Raw genomic sequence first — 19,534 nt, forward strand, 5'->3', positions numbered from 1 at the left:
TCGCTCAATGGAGGTGCCGCACGCCACACCACCGCCCGCCCCCTTTAGGGGGGCGGTGGTGTGGCGACTGTTTTCTGCATGTTTGCCACACCCCACCACACTTCCGCTTTCGGGGTGGGTGTCGCACTTATGTGTTTGCCCATTCACCTACCTCCAAACACGGGCGTTCCATACGTTTTGCATCCAACAATTTGACCTTCTTCAAGGCACCAGATTTCAACCATGCCTCGATCATTTTTTTGATGCGTATGCGGTCTGAACAGGCATCAAGTGCCAAGACTTCCGCAATAGTCAGGCCTGCCCAGTCCTCACGAGCCTGGTCTGAATACCGTAGTCCTTTTCCATCCAGAGCTTTCTGCACAGCAAGAAGGTCGGCCAATGAAATTCCATCAAAGGTACCGGGCCAATTCCAGACTTCGACTACGCCTACGCTGTCACCGTTTGACAAGTGGACTGAAGCTAAGCGCCGCCAGACACGACCAGCAGTGGGGGCAAGGTTTGCCTTGTCGCGGGTCACTGCAAAGTAGGTAGACGGGTCCTCTTTCACACCCGCTTCAGCCTTCATGCTCTCTGTCATCTTGTTAAGCACCCGACCGGAACGCGCCGCTGCCAAAAGCGCGGTTGCACCTCGCCCACTTTCGGTTGTTGCTTCTTCACCGTTGGTTTTGCGAGTGTGGTGCACAAGTTCGATTGCACAATTGCAACGGTCTGCCAGCCGCGCCCATTCCTTTGCCACAAGGTCGATTGCGCCGTTGTCGTTCTCGCCCACCTGATGCGACGACACGAACGGGTCGATAATCAGAACATCGATTTCGCGCGCTTCGATCTCTTGGGCTAAGGCCTCCATTTCCGGCTTGACGATCTGGACGCCTTCACGAGTTTGAATGGCGGTACTGAGTTCGCGTTCCCGGCCCGTGTCCACAAATAGACGCCCTGAGATTTCCTCGGAGGCGACGTTGTGATGTTGCATGGCCGCGATGATGCGCCGGTTCATCTCGTCTCGGGTGTCTTCCAGGTTGTATATCCAGACATTTAGGTCTGATGCGGTCCAATCACCCAGTAGGTCGCGGCCGGAGGCCATTGCCAGCCCTTCGCAGATCGTCAAAGACGATTTCCCGACGCCGCCGGGTGCGACCGTCACCGATATCTGTTTGCGGATCAGGTGTTGCCTGTAGAGCCAAGGACGGGGCGGAATAGTGGAAGGGTCGCGCCAGACGAACTCTGTAGGCAAACGATCCGACCGTTCATTGGGAAACTCGGCGCCGTGTGCATCCAGTTTCAACGCCATGTCAGCAAAATCACGCATCACGCCGCTTGCCTCCTTTGCACATGTTCAAGGAATGCTGCCTGCCGCGCGGGTTTCATGCGCTTAAAGCTGGCAAGGCAATAAGCGTATAGTTCTTCCGGGTCGGCATAATCCGCCCAGAACGCTGCCTCATCCATGAAGTTAAAGAACGGGGCAGGGGGCCGTCCCGCACCAGTGCCTAGCGACGCCTCAGCCGCATTTACCGCGTCGTCACGGTCCAGAGCCTTGAGAGCCACGAATGCCAGGGCCACGCGCTGCCGCGCATCCAGACGTGCTCGCAGGATTACCGTAAGGCCGAACCATGCGTCAGTGCCATCCAGCCAAGCGGCGTATCCGATCGAGCGGCAAACACGTTTGATATTGTCGGGGATTTGCGTCGAAATATTCACAGCAGCACCCCCCAATGCATTGCCAATATGGGGAAAGCCGCGATATGTTCACTGTAAGAACAGACGCCTTCCATAACGTCTTTAACCCCGGTTGCGATTGCCGTCGCGCCGGGGTTTTCGTTTGTCAGTTCGGCTTCAGCCGGTTTGACACTTTCGCGGTAAGTCTTTGATGTTTCGTCGGGGGTTTGACGCACCCCGGTTTTGTAAGTGTTTGATTTGCTAGAATTAGCGCCGGATTGAAAATCCTCGTGTCGGTGGTTCGATTCCGCCCCCGGGCACCATTCAAGCGATTGATTTTTATCAATATTCAATTTTGAGCCTTTCATGGTTTGACAGTTTTTTTGAAGGGTTTGACAACTCTCGATCTGCGTTCGTTCTCCTTTTCTAGTGCTTCCATCGTGATCCGGTTGCGGTCCGCGAGGTTGGCGGACCGGGAATAGTGACGGGCCATAGATGGGGTCTTTTGCCCCAGCAGGTCCGCAATCTGGCGTTCCTCAAGCCCTGCCTCGCGCAGTGTCGTGGCCACGGTATGCCGCAGCCCCTTGAGTGTCAGGCCAGGTTGCACAACGCCCTCAGCTTCCAGCTTTTTCTTGAAGCGGTACCAGACCGTCGAAAAGCCGTTGTAGGTCCAAGGCTTTCTGTTTGATGAGGCAAGGATGGTCACGGCGTCGTGCTTGGGCGCAGCATCCAGAGCCGCCTGCAGCGTCGGACCGATTGGAACGGCAACTTCCTGGCCCGTCTTGCCCCTGACGCCCCAAATCGTGTCGCCGTCTATCTGGCGACGGGTCAGCTTGAGCGCATCGGACGGATCAAGGCCGGTATTCATAATCAGCGCCACCGCCACTCGAACGTGCGGGGCGGCTCGATCCAGCACAACTGCGCGTTCCTCCACCGTCCAAGGCCGGTTGGCATAGGGCCGATTTTTCGGGCGCGGCTTGGGAATGACACCTGCCGCATAATCCCGGTCGATCAGACCGCGCGGAATGGCGTAGCGAAAAACTTGACTCAGGAAGGTGCGGACCATGTTTGCTCGCCGCCAGCCAATCTTGTCCGCCGCTTTGTCATGGATGCCCGAAACGAGGGGCGTCGTGATTGCGGAAACAGGCGTGTCCCGGATTGGGTACAGGAAGTCAGCGCACTTGCGATAGTCGCGCTTGGTGGCGTCCGACAGATTGCCATAGTGTTCAGTCTGGAAATAGGCATTGACCAGCCCGCCAAGGGTTCCTGGCTTAAGAGCTTGCGCCTTCCTCGCCTCGGCAATGGCAGCAATGCGGGCGCATTCCGCAAAAAAACTCAGCCGATCCTAATGGAGTCTTTTCCAGGTCGATCTTGTGACCCGTGGCGCGATGATAGCAGCGCGGTTTCCCGTGCCGATCATCGAATATCTTGAAACCTCTAACCCTGACACGTGTCATTACAATTTGCCAAGAATGACGTCCTGCGTTGCCATCTCGGCTCCTTCCTTCATTGCATCAATCCAATTGTCCAGATCGCGCTTGTCCCAAAGAACTGTGCCGGGCCGCATTTCAATTGGCTGGACGGGGCACGTTGTTTTAAAGAGCTTTGGAGGTAGCCCAGTATAAACCGCCGCCTCAGACTGTTTCAGCATGCGTTTTTCATTAACGTTGATAGTGAGACTAGCGTTAGCCACTGCTAGTGCCTCCCAAGACGCTCGTTGGTCCATGACGTTGACCAGGAGGTCCGATTGGGGTCAATTTACCCCGAGGATCAATTGACGCTGTTATTTCCGGTTGGTTTTTTTTGATTGCGTGAGGCATCACTCAGTCCCAAACTCTGATGCAATAGCCTCTATCTCTCCAAGCGAGATCTGGCGCATGACATGCATGCCTTCCATTTCAAACAATCCGGCAGGCCCTGAATTTGACCACACGGTCGGGTCGTCTTCGAATTCGTTTATTTTCATTTCGGAAAGATGTACCGCTGTAAAATATATTTCTAATCCGGCGTTTTTGAAAATCACATAAGCTGGTTTCTCATGGACGTTAAATTCTAATCCATTGAGTAATATGTCAGATTCAGAATTGGACCGATGCGACAACACGAAATCAAATAAGTAGACAAGGAAGTCTTCCGCAGTGTTTTCTCGCTTGAAATCGAGACGCTGAATGACCTTTGCAGATTCTATATGCTCGAACTCATCATTCCGGAATTGTCGGTAAATCTCAAAAGTATCGACTATACGGTTTGGCGGAGCGCCTGTCATTAGCGCAAGCGTAAGCCTCGCTGCATCACGCGTTGTCATATCCGGTGCGTTCACGCCACGAGCTCCTGTCGTCAGAAAGCCTGCTTCACGGAGCTTCCTTGCAACAAAGTGAACTGTCGCTTGATCGATACCAAGCGCATTCGATATGACTTTTATCAGATGACCAGACTTCATAGTCTAAATGTGCATTACGCACTTAGGCTATGTCAATACACCTTTTGCCCGTCGTCAGAGTATTTTGGAGAACACAGGCTGTATCGTAGCGGAGGCTCTAGTTCGGTTTCTGTTGAAGTTTAGGTGGCAGCGGCTTGGCTCTGCAACTGCCGTTATCGGATTGTCTGCGTCTTGATCTCCTCTCTTACCTTCAGGATTTTCGCACCGCGGCCATGATAGACGTCCACTGGTGTCAGAATCACGAGGCTCTCGTGGTAGCGATGGTTGTTGAGTGAGCGACGAAGGCACCGATCTGTCATTCGGGGCCGCCGGGTTTGTAATAGTTTTCCAATAGCACTGGGTTTTCATGGTCTTCTATACGACTGCTTTGGGGTCGGTGCGGTCGTTCGCTGCGATCTGTCTGAGTGACCGCTCTGCGGACTGAAGCGGACCTTGATGGTCACAGACTGAACGTCGGCTTCTGGCATTGTTGCGTGATCTGTTTCTACAGGGCAATTAAAAATTGTCTGTCCGTTTCGAGCAAACTTACAATGCCGGGCAACTTTCTTGTTCTATCTTCTACTTTCCGACAAGAATTGCATGTTCCCGCTCTATAACCTTTTCCCAATCGCCTTGCGCTTTCAGACCTGTCGAAGAGTCTCCCATTAGCGAAGTAACCATCAATCTTCCACGCGCTTTCGCTTCTTCTTTCGAAAACCCGGCCTGTTCAAACATCCACGCGGCGAACTGGAATCGTTTGCCGATTGTTCTTTGATACGCCTCTCTTACATTCTCATCGGTATTCGCCCACACTGAGACAGCGTGATCTGGCAAGGCGGCGTCCTCTTCTATGACCTTTTTCATAAGAAGAAGAATGCGGTCTTCCGGGGGACCGCCAAATGTCTTTGCCTGTGCGATCACTTTGTCAGTCAGTTCCTGCTCCCAATATCTGAGAACCTCATCCAAAAGCTCTCGGACGTTCTTGAAATGCCAGTAAAAGCTACCGCTTGTCAGGTTCAGTCGCTTTGCCATTGGCACGACTTTTATCGCGGAAACGCCACCCTCGTTGAGGACTTTGTAGGCCAGCAATATCCAGTCTTCCTTGGTCGCGGCGTTTTTTGGTGAGTTTCGAGTGATAGATTCTGACATTCAGATTATAGCATTCTTTATTTGACATAGAGCAGTCTATGGATTTACCGTAGAGATGTCTATGGTTAACGAGAGGTTCACGGTTACGTGTTCTCTTACGAGGCGTCGCTTTGAAGGGGGGATCAATGAATAACTTAATGAAAACCGCAGCCGGCACATTGATGGCCTTAGGTATGACACTGGCTGGCACAGCCACGGCGCAAAACGCCTTGCCGACAGGTCGGAGTGCCAGTGCAATCGAAAACGGTGTTTATCCCGCGTCTTACTTTCCTAACACTGAAATCCTCGGCGAGGATGAGATGCGTATCACGGCATTGGGGACGGGGATGCCAAACCAAACCAAGGCAGCCGTTTCGATTTCGTTTTATGTGGAACTTGGGAATGGGGACGTCTTTCTGTTTGACGTAGGAACTGGCGCAACCGGAAACCTGTTCTCGCTGCGACCGGACTTCGCAAAGATCGACAAGGTCTTCTTCAGCCATTTGCATGTTGATCACGTTGGAGACTTCATGGGCCTCCACGTCGGAGGTTGGCTTTCAGGCAGATATACCCCGCTCCGCATCTTCGGCCCGTCCGGATCAGAAGATGAACTGGGCACCAAAGCCTATGTTGAGGGCATGTCCAAAGCTTACGCCTGGGACTTGGCCACGCGAACGGGCGCGCTGCCGGATGACGGCGCCAAGCTCGAAGTCACTGAATTCGATTACATGCAGGAAAACGAGATCGTTTATCAGGAGAACGACGTCACGATCCGTTCTTGGCCTGCGATCCACAGTCTAGATGGTTCGGTAAGCTACTCTCTAGAATGGAATGGGCTGAAATACGTCTTTGGTGGCGATACATACCCGAACAAATGGTATGTAGAATATGCCAAAGGGGCGGACCTCGCTTCTCACGAGGCGTTTCTACCTCCGGATGCGCTAGCCCCTTATTTTGGCTGGGATATGAAACAGGCGACTTATGTAGCTACGCGCGTTCATACGGAACCTGCGGCTTTCGGCAAAGTTATGTCCGCTGTCGAGCCACGCATGGCCCTAGGGTATCATTCTGTTCTTTCGCCCGAAAACTATCAGGCAATCCTGGAAGGTGTCCGTTCGACTTACGATGGGCCTCTGACGCTCGCACGAGATCTACAGGTGATCAACGTGACCAAGGACCAGATCGTTGTTCGGGAAGCGAGTGTTGATGACTATGCGTTGCCACCCGCTGTGAGCGACGAGTACATCAATGCCCCGCGTTCAAAAGAAAAAGAGCCGTCTGACAAAGTCAATGCGGGAAAATGGGAGGGTTACACGCCACCGCCAATGCCGGATAATTAACCTTCAGGGTGAACAAAATTCCGATTTGGCAGTACCTGTACCGACTATTCCTGATGCTGGGCCTGGTGGCCTCAGGTGCACAGGCCGTTTCGGCGGATGTCGTTCTGACAAACGGTTCAGAAGTTGCCCCCAATATTGCTGTCCTTCATGTCAAAGAGGATGGGGTCTACGTCGACCTTGAGATCTATGTCGAAGATATTCCGTTTTTTGCGGATATGTTGCCAATAGGATGGTCATCAGATTTCGTCGGGGGTGAGCCGGAGGCTGAACAAGATACCAATCAAGGTTATGCGCAAGCCGAAAGCCGGGCGCTTTCGATTGTTGCAGGCGACGAACGGGTCCTAAACGCTGATATCAGAAAGGTGGAATACCGAACGCGCATAGACCGGGCCGCGCCGCTTGCAGGTCAGCGCGATCCATTCTCGGGGCAAGTTGTTCCCAGCCCGCCAAAAGATCCGCGCGTTTTATTCGCGGAAGTGTTCTTTCCGTTTCAAAACTTAGTTCCCAAGGAGCTGACTATAGTGCCGCCATCGCGGCTTGGTGAACCACTGGCGACTATCGGGATGCAGGTTTTTGACCGTGAGGTTCCGGTCACGGATTTCAGCTTCTTGTCAAAGCCAGCAGAGTTAAAGATTCACTGGCCTGATCCGTGGGATAGCCGCTTTTCTGCTGAAAGCCTGAATCGAAAAGCGCAGGACGGGACATCCACCTTTCTTTACATCGAACCTCGTGAAGTTCGTCATGAAACACTGATCCGCTTGCGTGAACTAGCGCCTTGGATTGATGAAACCACGGAAGTGGGTCAAATGCTTTCGCCACAGCGCAGCGCCTTGATCGTAAACGAAGCGGCGTCCTTCCTGGCGTCTCGTAACCCGGTGACAATTGATGGCAAATTAGTGCAACCGTCAAACGCTACAGCAAAACTCCTGGAGCTAACATCGCAGGGTTATCAGGTTGTCGAGCCTGGAAAGGAAGTGTCTGTGAACAATGCGTTTATCGGAGCTATCCTGTCGTTCTCATCGGCAGACCTTCCCGATCAGGTGACGGTCACATGGGATATGTTTGACGAGGAAATTTCCCGCGTTGCGACCATTTCAAACGATATCGCCGGGCCATTCTTTGGAGCTGTGAAACCGGCAGATCCTCAATTTCACTGGCAGAACCACTTGCTCCAATACGAAAGAGCATCTGTTACTCAGATTCCAGTTGAGCAGAAGACACGGCAGAACCCGGCAATGGCTTTGATCTCCGGTATGATCAGTGCCGCATCAATTGGTTTTTTCCTTCTGCGCAAGGGCAAAGTTGCAAAGCGCGTCAGTTGCGTAACCATGATTGCCGCAACATCGGCAACCGTCGCATTTTCGGGATATTTGTCGGAGGTACCGTGGAATAAGCCCGAGCCCCCTAAGCCGCAGGTTGCGGAAGATATACTGCGCTCAATGGTCGAGAACTTGAGCACGGTGACTCTGGAAGTTTCGCCGGCCGCAAGAAAGTCAGAGCTGGCACATATTGTGACGGAAGCGTCTCTGAGTGACATCGCAACAGAGGTTGAACGTGGTCTCGCGATCCGAACGCCAGGAGGCAGTCTTGCAACGGTTACTGATATCAGCGACCTGAAATTGGAGCGCATTAACCCGACCCTCAAGCCGGGAGGATTTAGTGCCCTGACCAAATGGACAGTGAAAGCACAAGGCGGTCATTGGGGGCACGCCCATATGCGCGCCGTTACGTTTCGGGTGCTGGCGGAGGTCATACCTGAGTCAGGCCATTGGAAGCTGGATGGATTAACTGTAATCGAGGCTCGCGATCCAAATGCATAAGTATTTAAGATCACAGGTTTTTGCTTTTGGTGCTCTGTTTGTCGGAGTGCTCTTGTCACTGACGCTATCAGCCTCGGCGCATTTTTTGCTTAACCTCAACGTTCGAATTTCGCATGTCGAGCATTTCGAAGACGGCCTACGTATCTACATGCGCACGCCTATGCCTTATCTGGTTGCAGATAAGGTCGGTGATCAGAATGGTGATGCCTTGCCGGATGCTGCACCATTCACGACCAATGCCATGAGCGACGGTCAGTTGGTCCACTTTGTCGACTTGCAGGCTGCCATGCGCGATCCCAATGGGCTAGGGCAACTCGCAGAAGGTGGATTACATCTGTTGGTCGACAATCGGCGCCTAAGAGGAACAGTTGAGACCATTCGCTTGCATCGCGTTGGAAATGAGCCCGGATTCGCAACTTTGGCCGAAGCTCAGAAGGCCGTGGAAACCGAAACGGCCCTCCAGCCACCGCTTTTTGTTGGTGACACAATTGTCGATCTCGTCCTGTATTATGACACTATCGGCCCGGTGCAATCGTACAGCATTGCCAACGTGCTGGACCCCGATTTGCCGGATCAGGACCAAACGGCCAACCTCATTCTCGACTACGCGTCAGACACACCTCAGATTTTCCGATCTCGGGGTCTGATGACTGAACCATTGCTGATTCAGAAGAAGGGGTATGGAGGATTCCTGAGTTTCGTCTGGGAAGGCATACGACATATCCTCGAAGGGTTGGATCATGTTTTGTTTGTTGTGTGTTTGGTCATTGGGGCGCAGACACTCAGGGCGCTATTGCTGCGTGCAACCGGTTTTACCTTTGGGCATAGCGTAACGCTGTCGCTGGGGTTTTTCGGGTTTGTACCATCGGGCGCGTGGTTTGTTCCTGCCGTCGAAACCGGGATCGCGCTTTCTATCATTTTTGCAGCCGTCGCGGCGTTTGTGAGTTTTAAGGACAATGCGCGCTCTGAAGCCACGATGGTGCTTCTGACAACGCTGATTGGCCTCTTGCACGGGCTTGGGTTTAGCTTTGTGTTGCACAATATCTTGCAGATCACATCTCCAAACATCTGGCAAAGCCTGCTTGCTTTCAATCTTGGCGTCGAGCTTGGCCAAGTTGCCATTATTCTTGCACTCTGGCCTGCCTTGATAATGTGTCGGCGCGTGAACTCCAGTTTGTGGATGTCCCTAAGAGTGGGCTTAGCCGGTGGATGTGCGGCTATCGCTTCCTATTGGACCTTTCAGCGAGTTGCCGAAGTTTATTCCGCGTTGGCTTAAAGTCATTGCGATGGCGCGTGCCGCGATGGTCACCTGGGAGAAAAGCGGACATTCGGCTGTTCCGCAGCATAAGACAGATTGGGCTCCGAACAGTCGTTCGCTGCAGCTTCTATGAATGGCCGCTTACGTTCGAATGACGTGGCTGGGTAGCGTATGGGTGACACACACCGGTGTGGTTGGGTGTGGCGCGTTGTGGCAGCATGTGGCGGCTTGCACGCCTTAGTTCCAACCAAGCCAAGAAGTTAATGTGGCTGGATGAGGCGGCTTGTGGCGGTATGTGGATTAAACCAGACTGATTGAAAATCCTCGTGTCGGTGGTTCGATTCCGCCCCCGGAACCGCATTGATCCTCAGGTCGCTGAGGGACTCTCACAGCAGCCGTAGACCATTCCGTAGACCATATGGTGCCTGTTGACAGCGACACAGCCCGTCGCATACCCCTTGTTTTGCTGGAGAGACCGGCTGAAGAAGTGCCTGTAACGGGAGAAGAACTACCGCCCCCGGGCACCACTTCTTAAGGTAAACCCTTGGTTTTACTCCAGCTTTTAACAGCAAGTTGGAGCCGTAGACCATGTCAGCTCAGGTTACCTGTTTCATCCACTTTCTGAGAACCTCAAGCGGGTAACCTGTCCCGTAGGAATGGCCTACACCATCTGTACGCCAACCTCCGATCTGATCGACCACGTCTGCTGGACACTCTACGGCTCTCAGACGATCCCGCATTGAGTGCCTGAAACCGTGCATGGTGTATCCCGCTGGGACAAGTTCCTTCATCCACTTGTTCAAGGCGGCACTAGCCGCATTTGCATTTGTGGTATCGGACCTGTTGTATCTTGGGAATGCGAACTGAGACGAGCCAGCTTCTTTGAGTATGCGCTGCGCTGCCCATCTAGCGTTTCCTTCAAGTGGTACATCACGTTCACTGTCCTGCGTCTTCAAACGACGCCATGGATGGTGGCGGACGCGAACTGAGAGAGAACCATCGTCCGCACACATGAAGCCCTCTTTTCCCAGCCCAGCAGCCTCTGCGAGCCGCATGCCTGTGTCTGAAACCAAAGCCACCAACCAGCGCAAGTCGCCATCAAGTTCCCTGCATTTCGCCTGAACGGTCACTATCGCTTCTCTAGGCAATGGGTTGCGGCCAGAGACTCCAGCGGAGCGGTCGTAGTAAACTCCAGAGAAAGGGTTGTGCAGCGAAAGCCCCTGCTCACTCGCTGCGAAGTTGGTAACGGCTCTGACTGTACCGAAAATCCTTGTGAGGCTGCTACCCGCGAGACCACGCGCGATGAGTGCGTCGCGGAACTTGTTCGCGTCCGCTTTGGTATAGACTTCGAGGTGTTTGTCGCCACAGGCATCAATCACGTAGCCACAAGCTCTCTGAGCGCCCCGGTGAAACGTCAAGGGGCGTCCTTGGCCCTTCTGTGTAAGATAAATCTCGACTGCCTCAGACAACAGTACAGAGGCAGCAGAAGTCTCGTTCAGAACAACCGGTGTTACGGCGGAGTTGGCTGCGCCAAGACGCAACATGTGCTTTCCAGGCAGTTCTGTATCCTGCGACCTCAGATGAAACCAATACTCATCCAGTTGATCAGCCGCTCTTCTTGCTCTCGTCGCCGCTACGTTTGCCGAGTGAGTTCGCAAAGAAAATGCGATCCGAGAAGACGAGTAGTAGTGACAAAGCTCCTTGGGGATGCGGCGACTGAAGTAAAAAACACCCTCTTTCACGAAGGTGTACTTGGGTGAAATGGTCTCTGACATGGTCTACGGCTCCAACTTGCTGTTAAAAGCTGGAGTAAAGCCAAGGGTTTAGCTTAAGAAGTGGTGCCCGGGGGCGTACCCACATCGACTGCCTGTAGGCCACTGTGTGAGTCTCTGCGGGCCTCTCCGCGCCCCCTCTGTGTTCATCTCAGAATTGGCTGGTTGGTCACCCCGGGAGGGGGATGAGTCAATCACCACGACCCGTAAAAGGCGCAGAGATTTTTTTGCCGGGAAATACAGTGGGTGCTACAGGGTCAGTCTGAGTAGAGACCACGTTGCGTCTCGCGGAAGGCCTGAGAGACAGCTGCTAGGCCTCTCTTAGCGTTAATTCCGCAACTCTCTCAAACATCTGAAACAAAAGATAATTCAATTTCACCCCACCTATGAATACAACAAAACGCTAGGCTTTTCACCCGACATGAGACTGATGAGATGACCGCTGACGAAACCAGAACCAAAACAGCGAAGCCAAAGGCACGTAAGAGCTGCAAGCACTGCAAACGGCGATACACGCCTTACAGAAAGGCCTCCCAATACTGCTCCGACAGCTGTCGAGTTCTCGCATATATGAAGATCTGGAGCGTCGGAAGATTCCCTTTGGTCGCGTGGTCGTTTTTGCCTGACGCACAGGTGCCCTCTATCGGCTTTGACAACCGCGCGGCGATGACTGAACTCGCGGATCATGTGATCGGCCTAGGCCACAGGCGACTTGGCATGATTTCCGGCATCAGTGCAGGAAATGATCGCGCCCGGCTGAGGATCGAAGGCGTCGAGGACGCGATCAGGAAAAACGACCTGTCCCCATCGGACCTCACAATCATCGAAACCTCGTACGAGATCGAAAACGGCGCCGAGGCTTTTGCGCAACTGATTTCACAGACCACTCCGCCGACAGCGATCCTGTGCGGCAACGATGTTTTGGCGGTAGGCGCGCTGCATCGTGCGCGGGAAATGGGCTTAAAGGTACCCGACGATATATCAATAACCGGGTTTGACGATATCGAACTGGCGCGGATTGCTACCCCGCGTTGACGACCGTGCATGTACCGCATCGGGAAATGGGTCGCCGCGCCGCACTGGCGCTGATTGGTATGCTGGAAAGCCAGACGGATGGCACTGGTATGCCTCTGGCTACGCATATCGTTGAGCGTGACTCGCTTGGCCCGCCACCCTGCACTTAGGTGGTTCGCGCCGCCGATGTGTAAAGGTCGCTCTTAACCAGATGGGGTTCGGTTCGGACTTACCCGCGTGTACAAACTCAAGCAGCCAACGCGCAACTAGAAGCCAACATAGGGCGCTTCGGCGGCGTCAAAATTTCCGTAGGCGATCCATAAGACCAAGATCGCCAGACAGGCCGCAATGTAAATGGCACGTTTCATTGTCATGACCCCGACCACACCGCATGAGCAATCGACGAAAGGAATACAACATAGGCCAGAGAAACAACCCGAATGACGAGTGGCGGAACATTCAACCTTTTCGCCGTCGGCAGCACATAGGCCAAAGCAAGCCCATGACCAAGCCCCCAAACCAGAAAGTTGGCCGAGAAATTGTGCCATAGTCCCATGAAGACAAAAGCACAGACCAAGCCCAGTTTCGAGTTACCCGTGGTAACAACCAGCGGCAGGTAAATGTACTGCATAACGAAACCCGCCATAGAACGATGCCATCTTTTCCAGTAATCGCCCAGGTCGCTTGCCAAATGAGGTTTGTTGAAGTTCTCAGGAACTGTGAACCCGAGAACAAGAGCCGTCCCTTCCGCCATCCGAGAGTATCCATAAAATGACGAAAACAGGAAGCCGAAGGCAACAAGCGGCAAAATGAGAAACTTGAAGTAGCCAAGCACGAGCGCGCTACCGCTCCCGTGCAATTGGCTGATCTGACCTTCGGAATACTGAACGGCCAAGCCAAAGAAGCCGGCTATCGCGAACAGGTAAACAAAACCTTCGAAGATGCGATAAAGGCCCTCCGCGTAGCGGGGCTCTTTTCGGTCTTTCAATGTGCCCATTGCATCCAGACCACTGAAAATCGGCCCCGAAGGAATGGATGCAAAGAAGAACGTGGCGAGCGCGAGCGCGGGCAGATACTCGGACAGGCTGACGCTTTTTTATAGCCTGCGCAGTGGTCATCATCTGACGCACGATGAAAAACGCGCTTCCGAGCCAAAGAATTGGTGCCTCTTGCAGCAGGTTCAACACGTCCGGGAAAAAGAGCAGAACCAGTATAAGGTAAGGAAGCCGCGCGCTGGCACGGGCGTTGTTCAATAACCGGCATAGGCAGAAAATACAGGTGCTGAAGGCAATTGCGGCCAAGGCGAGCAATAGCGCACCAGGATGCACGACAAACATCAGAAGGCACCCCGGTGCGATGCTCCAGAACATTCTGTTTGTTGAGCTAAAGCGTGCGTTTAGCGTTGCGTGGGAAAGCCCCAGAACCACGAGTATGAACAGCACATACGAAACCGGATCAATCATCTGCGACCTCGGATTCAAGGGCGCGCGCAATGCGTCCGGTCATGATAGCGGTTGCAAGCAAGCTCGCGGGATACTTCTCAAGATGCGCGTCGTCATACCAAAACGTGCTGATGTCAGGACCAATTTGACCGTACAAGTCGAAAACCCGGGTTCCTTCCGGCAAAACTGTTTCCAAGCCCGAGATATCGCTCGGGTCTATGCTGTAGCCGTACAGAGGCAGCGGAACGACAAGGACCTCTGAGCCCCGCGCAGTGACCGCCTCTACCATCTTTTTGAAATAGGCGCGTTCTCCCTGCCGATAGTTTTGCTCGATATCGTAGGGATAGACCTGAACATTATCCGAAGCAGTCTGCCAATCCTTCAACGCACGGCCCTGCGACGACCGGATCAACTCCGCTTCCAACTCTGACACGAGGTCAGAATATCCAAGGTCTGTTTCATGATCGCCATATGTGAAAGAGAAATCTTCTGGCCAATTTGGCTCACGCGTTATGTCCAACTGATCGCAATCATCAAATGTCCAACCCTCAAAGGGGGCCTTGGCAAACTGGTATGCAAGTGCGCCAGCTCTAAGCATCACACCGCGCAAACGAAACTGCCACAGCGTGACAGGGCTTTCGACCTCGGTGAACGGCATGGCAACGGCAGGCTGGGACAACAGTTGTCCAAATGTCATCAGATTGAGGTCCCGACCGAACAGATAGTGTTCTGTCGCCTGGTTGCCCGCAATGCGGGCCAAATGGTTCACGGTGCGCTGCGTCATGAAGGACGCCTCAAGAACAACCAGCTTTGGCGCACCGCGCGATTGCAGATAGGTTTCCAGCAATGCGTCAGAGATACGAAGTGTCATATTCCCCATCGCCAGACGCTCGACAGTTGGCGCGCCGGAGAGTTCGCGGCGCAACAGCCTTTGGATCACCAGCGGATCCAACGCCACACCAGAGCGACTGCTGCCGACAATCAAAACATCTGCCGCAGGCGCGGCATCACGCGCAAGCAACAGGTTGCACCGCGACAGAACAGTGGCCGGCCCGCCACGATTTTGGTCTAGGAAGAACAGCCCACCCAACAACGCCAGAAAGGCGGCAAGCGCCACTGCTGACTTAACGAACAAAGCTTTCACTGCGGATTTTCCAGCATGGCCTGCAGAGCAACTCGGTCGAGTTTTCCATGCGGGGTCGTCGGTAGCGACTCCATCGGCAAAACACGTTTCGGGATCATGTAATTCGGCAGGTTGAGGTCTGCGGTCTTCACGTCCTGTTGTGTTTGTGTGCCCTCAATGAAAAGAACCAGTTCGTTTGGTTGCTGCTTGGGATGCGCCACAACCGCCAACGCGTCGGTTTCGAGTGCCCGTCGCAAATGCCACTCGACTTCCATCAACTCGACCCGATGGCCACCGATCTTCACTTGGTGGTCAAGTCGACCCAGGTGGAAAATCCGGTTATCCCGCCAAAGCACCTTGTCGCCAGTTTTGTAGTACCGGGTCGATTGCGCGTCATAAACGAATGGTTTGGCAATCTTCGGGTCGGTATATCCAGCGAAACACTGATCGGTGCAAAGCAACAGCTCCCCGGAACACTCGGGGGTGCTGCCCTCCAAGGGTACAATTTCGTCCCCGTCCAGAATGGCGACCGAGCACCCCGGAATGGGTCGCCCGATAGACACAACATCAATTTCACTTAGGTCCTTTGCACCGGTCCAAAGCTGGGCGGTGACGGCAACGGTGCATTCGGTCGGCCCATAGGTGTTCCATAGTTCAGATTGTGGCGTCGCTGATTGCCAATCGCGGGCAATCTGTGTGCTCAAAGGCTCACCATTGAAAATTGATATGCGAATGCTTTGCAATGCGCTTGGATCAAACGTCGGAAGCGAGAGCGCAACCCGGGCAAGGGTTGGCACGGATATCCAAACGGAAATGGCATTCTTGGAGACGAACTGAGCCGGGTTGAACAGATCAATCTGCCGGGCAGGACACAGTGTTGCCCCGCTGAGCAGCGCCGGGAAAATCTCTTGGATGCTGACATCGAACGACAACTCGCAGACCTGCGAACAGATGCTTTCGTCTGGATAGGTAACGGTGGCCATCATGTTGTCGATAAAAGCAACTAGATTATCATAAGAAATCGGCACCCCTTTGGGTTTGCCGGTGGAGCCCGACGTGTACAGAATATATGCTGCACCCTCGATGATCGGCCGTGCAGACCAAGGCCGCGCATCCGCGCCACCGATTTCACCTTTGTCACTCAACACCAATATCTGGTGAGATTCGAAGCCCAATCCTGTCGCTCGCTCAACCGTCGAAGGATGGCAGATCACATATTCAATTCCCGCCGAGTCGATGATCGTTTCCAAACGCCCGTTGGGATAGCCGAGGTTCAGTGGAACAAAGGCCCGCCCTTCTCCTATTGCGGCCCACATTGCTGCATAGGCGTCAGACGATCGTTCCAGCAAAAACCCGATTGGCGACACGCCCAGTGGATCACGTTCAGCCAAAAGTTCGCGAAACCCAAAGACCATGTTTCCAAGGTCATGATAGGTGGTTTCTTTGCCAGGTTCTCGAACGGCCACGGCAGCCGAATTGGCCTCCGCCACCGACTGCATTTTTTGCAGCAAAAGCTCCCGGCTACCGGACATCAAGCCGCCTCTTGTTGCAAATATGCAGCCAGCGCGGAAACCGACGTATAGTGTATCGCCTCATCGAAATCGGGTTCGATGTTGAACGCTTCATTGATAGCCAGGAAAACTTTCATGAAGCTCATGGAATCCCATTCTGCGATGGTTTCCATTGTGTCTTCCGGGCGGACGGCAAGATCACTCCGGCCGCTCTCGCCACGCAGCACATCCTCAACGACAGTTATGACCTTGGTCAGAACATCATCTGCCATAAATTTTCTCCTCAAGTGGAAGCGCCATTTTGGTATAAAGCGCCTGCTCGTCGGCACTCCATTCGGACGCGGGGCCAACTTGGTAGGCACTCCGCTGATTTGTTTTTTTGGCCGACATTTCAACGCACCTGCTGAGATTGGCATCCGACAGCAAACCCAGAGCGTCCAGAAACTGCTCCCAGAAAAACGAAGGCTTTTCGGCAAGATCTTCGAAAAGCAACTTACTGCGTCCCGCACCACCGCCTGCAAAGGCGTAGAGGTGCGTGTTGACCGTCGTCCAAAGCCAGATGTTGCGTTGAATGCCGCTCCAGTCGTCCCAATGCGCGGCGTATTCGCTGCCCTTTGACGGCTTCAGCCGACCAACCGAGATAAACTTTTCCCTGTCCGTCAACGGCTTGCTACGGTCTGGCCAACCGGCGGGCTGATCATCCTCGCCTGAAACGATTGTGGCCGACCTGACAAAGCCTTCGCATCGTCTGAAAATAGCGATGATTTTTGCATCCGGGTGCAGTTTCGCAAGGGACTCAAGAAACGGGGTATTATTAAAGGCTACGTCGACCAGATGGGATGCACGCCCTGCCGCCTCGGTCAACACGGGCGCAGACCTCAACTCACCCGCTGTCTTGAAAGCGTACTCGGCGTCCCCCCACGCCTTTCTATTGTGAAAGTTGATTAGGGGCAACATTGGCGAATGCGCGGCATCCAGCAGATGGCCTTCATGCAACCCGGTCACATCGGGCAGCGCGTTAAGTGTCTTGGCCACAAACATCGTGGCCGTTCTGCCCGTGCTTGCGCAAAACGCAAACGAGCAGCCAGACGCCACCTCAAGCCGATGATTCAAATTGTCCACTGCCGCGACCTTTTAGAACGATGCCTCATACATTCTTGTTTTATTCGACACTCGCGACTTAGATAGCACGACGACGACATTTCCGTCCATTGGTTGAGAACACTCTGCGCGGCCGGATAAACCGCCAAAGAGCGCGATCTTGACCCCCGCCGTTGCCCTTCGCCCAACACCTTACGACCAGCATCCACAACCAGCCGTATCGGCAACAGACCCAGCTTCACGCGCCCGAATTGATGTCCAAGGTTTTTTGAAGCTTCGGCTTACGCAGTTTCCAGATTTTGCTGTCCACCATGTAGTGGTGAAAGTTGACGATTTGATAGAGCACGATTGTCGCCGATAGCCCGGCGAAGAACAGCCAGTCGATGGTGCGCAGAACGCCCCAATAGATAACGCCGGTTATCGCAATACAGGTCAGCATATAAAGCCACATCCGACCGTTTTGCGAGATGTAGGACAAGAACTTTGCGTTCGGGTCGATACCATTGCTGAAACGTTTGTTGTTATACATCCAGACAAACAGAATGTACTGGGCGTTGTGCCAGATGTTGATCATCAGCCAGCCTAGCGTAATGTCGCTGGTGGCCACGTAGGCAAGCCAGAAAATCGTGAAATGGCTGAACACGTACATCGTGTGAACGGTGGCAAGACGCCCTTCGCGCCAAGCGATAATGCGCTGCAACAGCCAGTACGCCAGAAGACCAACGGCAACATATCCACTGACGACGGCAACCAATGGTGGCACCGGGAACGACCAAAGTTCCATTCCGATAAAGGTCGGTTGCTGCTCTGCGGAACGGCTCAGGATGCCAAAGACGGGGATCGAGTAGAAGATAGCCTGATCAAGCCAACCGTCTTCATACCGCGCGTCACGATCCTTGCCGCGATATGCCCGTGAAATCCCCCAGCTCTGACGGATGTAGTGGTACCATTGCCAATAGAAATAAATCGTTACGATCACCCAAAGCCCGAATACCCAGGCGACCGCCAATGTCGCTACGACCACAAGCGGAAGCAATCCGATCATCAGGAACTTGTGCTCCTGAAAGCTTTCCTTGTCAAAACAGATCCGGGTGAACGTCGATATCACGTGGTGATATCCCAAAAACCACAAGTCGATTACCAAAATTGGATAAAAAAGGCTGGGTTCGATCATGATAACCAGACCAGTCACACACGACAAAGCAAGAAGCCCAAAGATGAACATTGTGTCAAAACGGGCATTTCGGATCCATGGAAGATCCCAATACGTCTGAGTGGGGCTTGTCGCATCAGTCATTTCTGCTCTCCCAGTCTTCTTGCCTGTGCTCTTTGCGCCATTCTAACGATAAAAATGGCAAGTTATAGGCAAGTGTCTGTCATTTGCTGCTCAAATATCAAACAGCAACATGCTTGTTGCCGGAAAATCACGACAAGTATTGTGAGGAATTCCTTTCCGCCCATGAGTTCGACGGAATTCTCAGGAAATCAACGTGGACACTCGTCGAGTTGTTGTGCGGTTTTCGTCGCTCTTGAAGCTGAAACCGTTCATGAACGCGTCCTGAGAGAAAAAGATATCTTTCTGGCTGAGTAGTGCCTCGGAAGGCTTCGTGGGACACGCCATTCGAAAAAATAGATGCTGTTCTTGTTGAACGAAAAGGGGACCAATTTGTCCTACGCCATGTCCTGCACCCGCGCAGTTGCTCCAAGTTAACCGAGGACAATCAATAGGTTCGTATGAGAACGTGGTGCCGGGGGCGTAGTCTTCGCCATCAAGTTCGGCTCTGTCGCGCCGCTCGCTTTCGAGGTCATGCTATACTTGAGGAATAGGACCCAAGATGTCTGCTCTACGTAGTCCAGCTCGTTTGCGATGCCTTCTTCCGCGCGAAGGTCCCGCTCGATCTTGTTGAACGCGTTCTCGTACATGTCTTCCTGCTCATTTTGTTGTCGGCAGAG

The 19,534-nt window shown here is 53.4% G+C and carries 18 protein-coding genes and 1 pseudogene; 4 read left to right on the top strand and 15 right to left on the bottom strand.

What is annotated here, in order from left to right:
- Positions 1-127: 127 nt before the first annotated feature.
- The 7 genes from ACR3E7_RS18265 to ACR3E7_RS18295 form a co-directional block, all read right to left on the bottom strand.
- Entirely contained in the window at positions 128-1,288 is a 1,161-nt protein-coding gene (locus ACR3E7_RS18265) for an AAA family ATPase (RefSeq protein ID WP_480537281.1), read from the bottom strand.
- 17 nt (positions 1,289-1,305) lie between these two features.
- Positions 1,306-1,695 carry a hypothetical protein gene (locus tag ACR3E7_RS18270; protein WP_480504781.1) on the bottom strand — a complete coding sequence of 130 codons (390 nt, stop codon included), beginning with the start codon at positions 1,693-1,695 and terminating at the stop codon, positions 1,306-1,308.
- Complete coding sequence (locus ACR3E7_RS18275) at positions 1,692-2,021, bottom strand: hypothetical protein (RefSeq protein WP_480504779.1); 330 nt, start codon at positions 2,019-2,021, stop codon at positions 1,692-1,694. The genes ACR3E7_RS18270 and ACR3E7_RS18275 overlap by 4 nt, the downstream gene beginning before the upstream one ends.
- Complete coding sequence (locus ACR3E7_RS18280; RefSeq protein WP_480506670.1) at positions 2,018-2,992, bottom strand: tyrosine-type recombinase/integrase; 975 nt, start codon at positions 2,990-2,992, stop codon at positions 2,018-2,020. Before ACR3E7_RS18280 ends, ACR3E7_RS18275 begins: the two co-directional genes overlap by 4 nt.
- A 117-nt stretch (positions 2,993-3,109) precedes the next feature.
- Positions 3,110-3,304, bottom strand: coding sequence for a hypothetical protein (locus tag ACR3E7_RS18285; RefSeq protein WP_237216012.1), 195 nt, complete (start codon positions 3,302-3,304; stop codon positions 3,110-3,112).
- A gap of 168 nt (positions 3,305-3,472) precedes the next feature.
- On the bottom strand, positions 3,473-4,093 hold the full coding sequence (locus ACR3E7_RS18290; RefSeq protein WP_170787817.1) for a hypothetical protein: 621 nt from the start codon (positions 4,091-4,093) through the stop codon (positions 3,473-3,475).
- Positions 4,094-4,651: 558 nt separating this feature from the next.
- Positions 4,652-5,221, bottom strand: coding sequence for a TetR/AcrR family transcriptional regulator (locus ACR3E7_RS18295; protein WP_480504777.1), 570 nt, complete (start codon positions 5,219-5,221; stop codon positions 4,652-4,654).
- Positions 5,222-5,358: 137 nt separating this feature from the next.
- Between ACR3E7_RS18295 and gntH the strand changes: the two genes are divergently transcribed.
- From gntH to ACR3E7_RS18310, 3 genes are read left to right on the top strand one after another with little or no spacing between them, the layout of a single operon-like run.
- Complete coding sequence (gntH, locus tag ACR3E7_RS18300; RefSeq protein ID WP_480504775.1) at positions 5,359-6,540, top strand: guanitoxin biosynthesis MBL fold metallo-hydrolase GntH; 1,182 nt, start codon at positions 5,359-5,361, stop codon at positions 6,538-6,540.
- 8 nt (positions 6,541-6,548) lie between these two features.
- A complete protein-coding gene (locus tag ACR3E7_RS18305; RefSeq protein WP_480504773.1) occupies positions 6,549-8,360 on the top strand; it encodes a hypothetical protein in 1,812 nt (603 codons plus the stop codon).
- A 52-nt stretch (positions 8,361-8,412) separates the two neighbouring features.
- The gene (locus ACR3E7_RS18310) at positions 8,413-9,636 is read left to right on the top strand and encodes a HupE/UreJ family protein (RefSeq protein ID WP_480719374.1); all 1,224 of its coding nucleotides are present in this window, start codon (positions 8,413-8,415) and stop codon (positions 9,634-9,636) included.
- A 578-nt stretch (positions 9,637-10,214) separates the two neighbouring features.
- Here the strand turns inward: ACR3E7_RS18310 and ACR3E7_RS18315 are convergent.
- On the bottom strand, positions 10,215-11,393 hold the full coding sequence (locus ACR3E7_RS18315) for a DUF6538 domain-containing protein (protein WP_480504769.1): 1,179 nt from the start codon (positions 11,391-11,393) through the stop codon (positions 10,215-10,217).
- 663 nt (positions 11,394-12,056) lie between these two features.
- On the opposite strand from ACR3E7_RS18315, the pseudogene ACR3E7_RS18320 reads away from it, so the two are divergent.
- Positions 12,057-12,574: pseudogene (locus ACR3E7_RS18320) on the top strand (substrate-binding domain-containing protein).
- A gap of 200 nt (positions 12,575-12,774) precedes the next feature.
- On the opposite strand, the gene ACR3E7_RS18325 reads toward ACR3E7_RS18320, so the two are convergent.
- The 7 genes from ACR3E7_RS18325 to ACR3E7_RS18355 all read right to left on the bottom strand — a co-directional run bounded on the left by ACR3E7_RS18325 (position 12,775) and on the right by ACR3E7_RS18355 (position 19,246).
- Entirely contained in the window at positions 12,775-13,401 is a 627-nt protein-coding gene (locus ACR3E7_RS18325) for an MBOAT family O-acyltransferase (RefSeq protein ID WP_480719431.1), read from the bottom strand.
- Between the two features lie 458 nt (positions 13,402-13,859).
- Positions 13,860-14,990 carry a hypothetical protein gene (locus tag ACR3E7_RS18330; RefSeq protein WP_480504765.1) on the bottom strand — a complete coding sequence of 377 codons (1,131 nt, stop codon included), beginning with the start codon at positions 14,988-14,990 and terminating at the stop codon, positions 13,860-13,862.
- Entirely contained in the window at positions 14,987-16,501 is a 1,515-nt protein-coding gene (locus ACR3E7_RS18335; protein ID WP_480504763.1) for an AMP-binding protein, read from the bottom strand. The genes ACR3E7_RS18330 and ACR3E7_RS18335 overlap by 4 nt, the downstream gene beginning before the upstream one ends.
- Positions 16,501-16,752, bottom strand: a complete 252-nt coding sequence (locus ACR3E7_RS18340; RefSeq protein ID WP_480504761.1) for an acyl carrier protein — start codon at positions 16,750-16,752, stop codon at positions 16,501-16,503. The genes ACR3E7_RS18335 and ACR3E7_RS18340 overlap by 1 nt, the downstream gene beginning before the upstream one ends.
- Positions 16,742-17,347, bottom strand: coding sequence for a hypothetical protein (locus ACR3E7_RS18345; RefSeq protein ID WP_480504759.1), 606 nt, complete (start codon positions 17,345-17,347; stop codon positions 16,742-16,744). Before ACR3E7_RS18345 ends, ACR3E7_RS18340 begins: the two co-directional genes overlap by 11 nt.
- A gap of 472 nt (positions 17,348-17,819) precedes the next feature.
- Positions 17,820-18,878 (bottom strand): hypothetical protein, encoded by a 1,059-nt coding sequence (locus ACR3E7_RS18350; RefSeq protein ID WP_480504757.1) that lies wholly within the window; start codon positions 18,876-18,878, stop codon positions 17,820-17,822.
- A gap of 248 nt (positions 18,879-19,126) precedes the next feature.
- Positions 19,127-19,246, bottom strand: a complete 120-nt coding sequence (locus ACR3E7_RS18355) for a DUF6538 domain-containing protein (RefSeq protein WP_480504755.1) — start codon at positions 19,244-19,246, stop codon at positions 19,127-19,129.
- Positions 19,247-19,534: the final 288 nt, after the last annotated feature.

It is taken from the genome of Ruegeria sp. BK1, assembly GCF_056535645.1.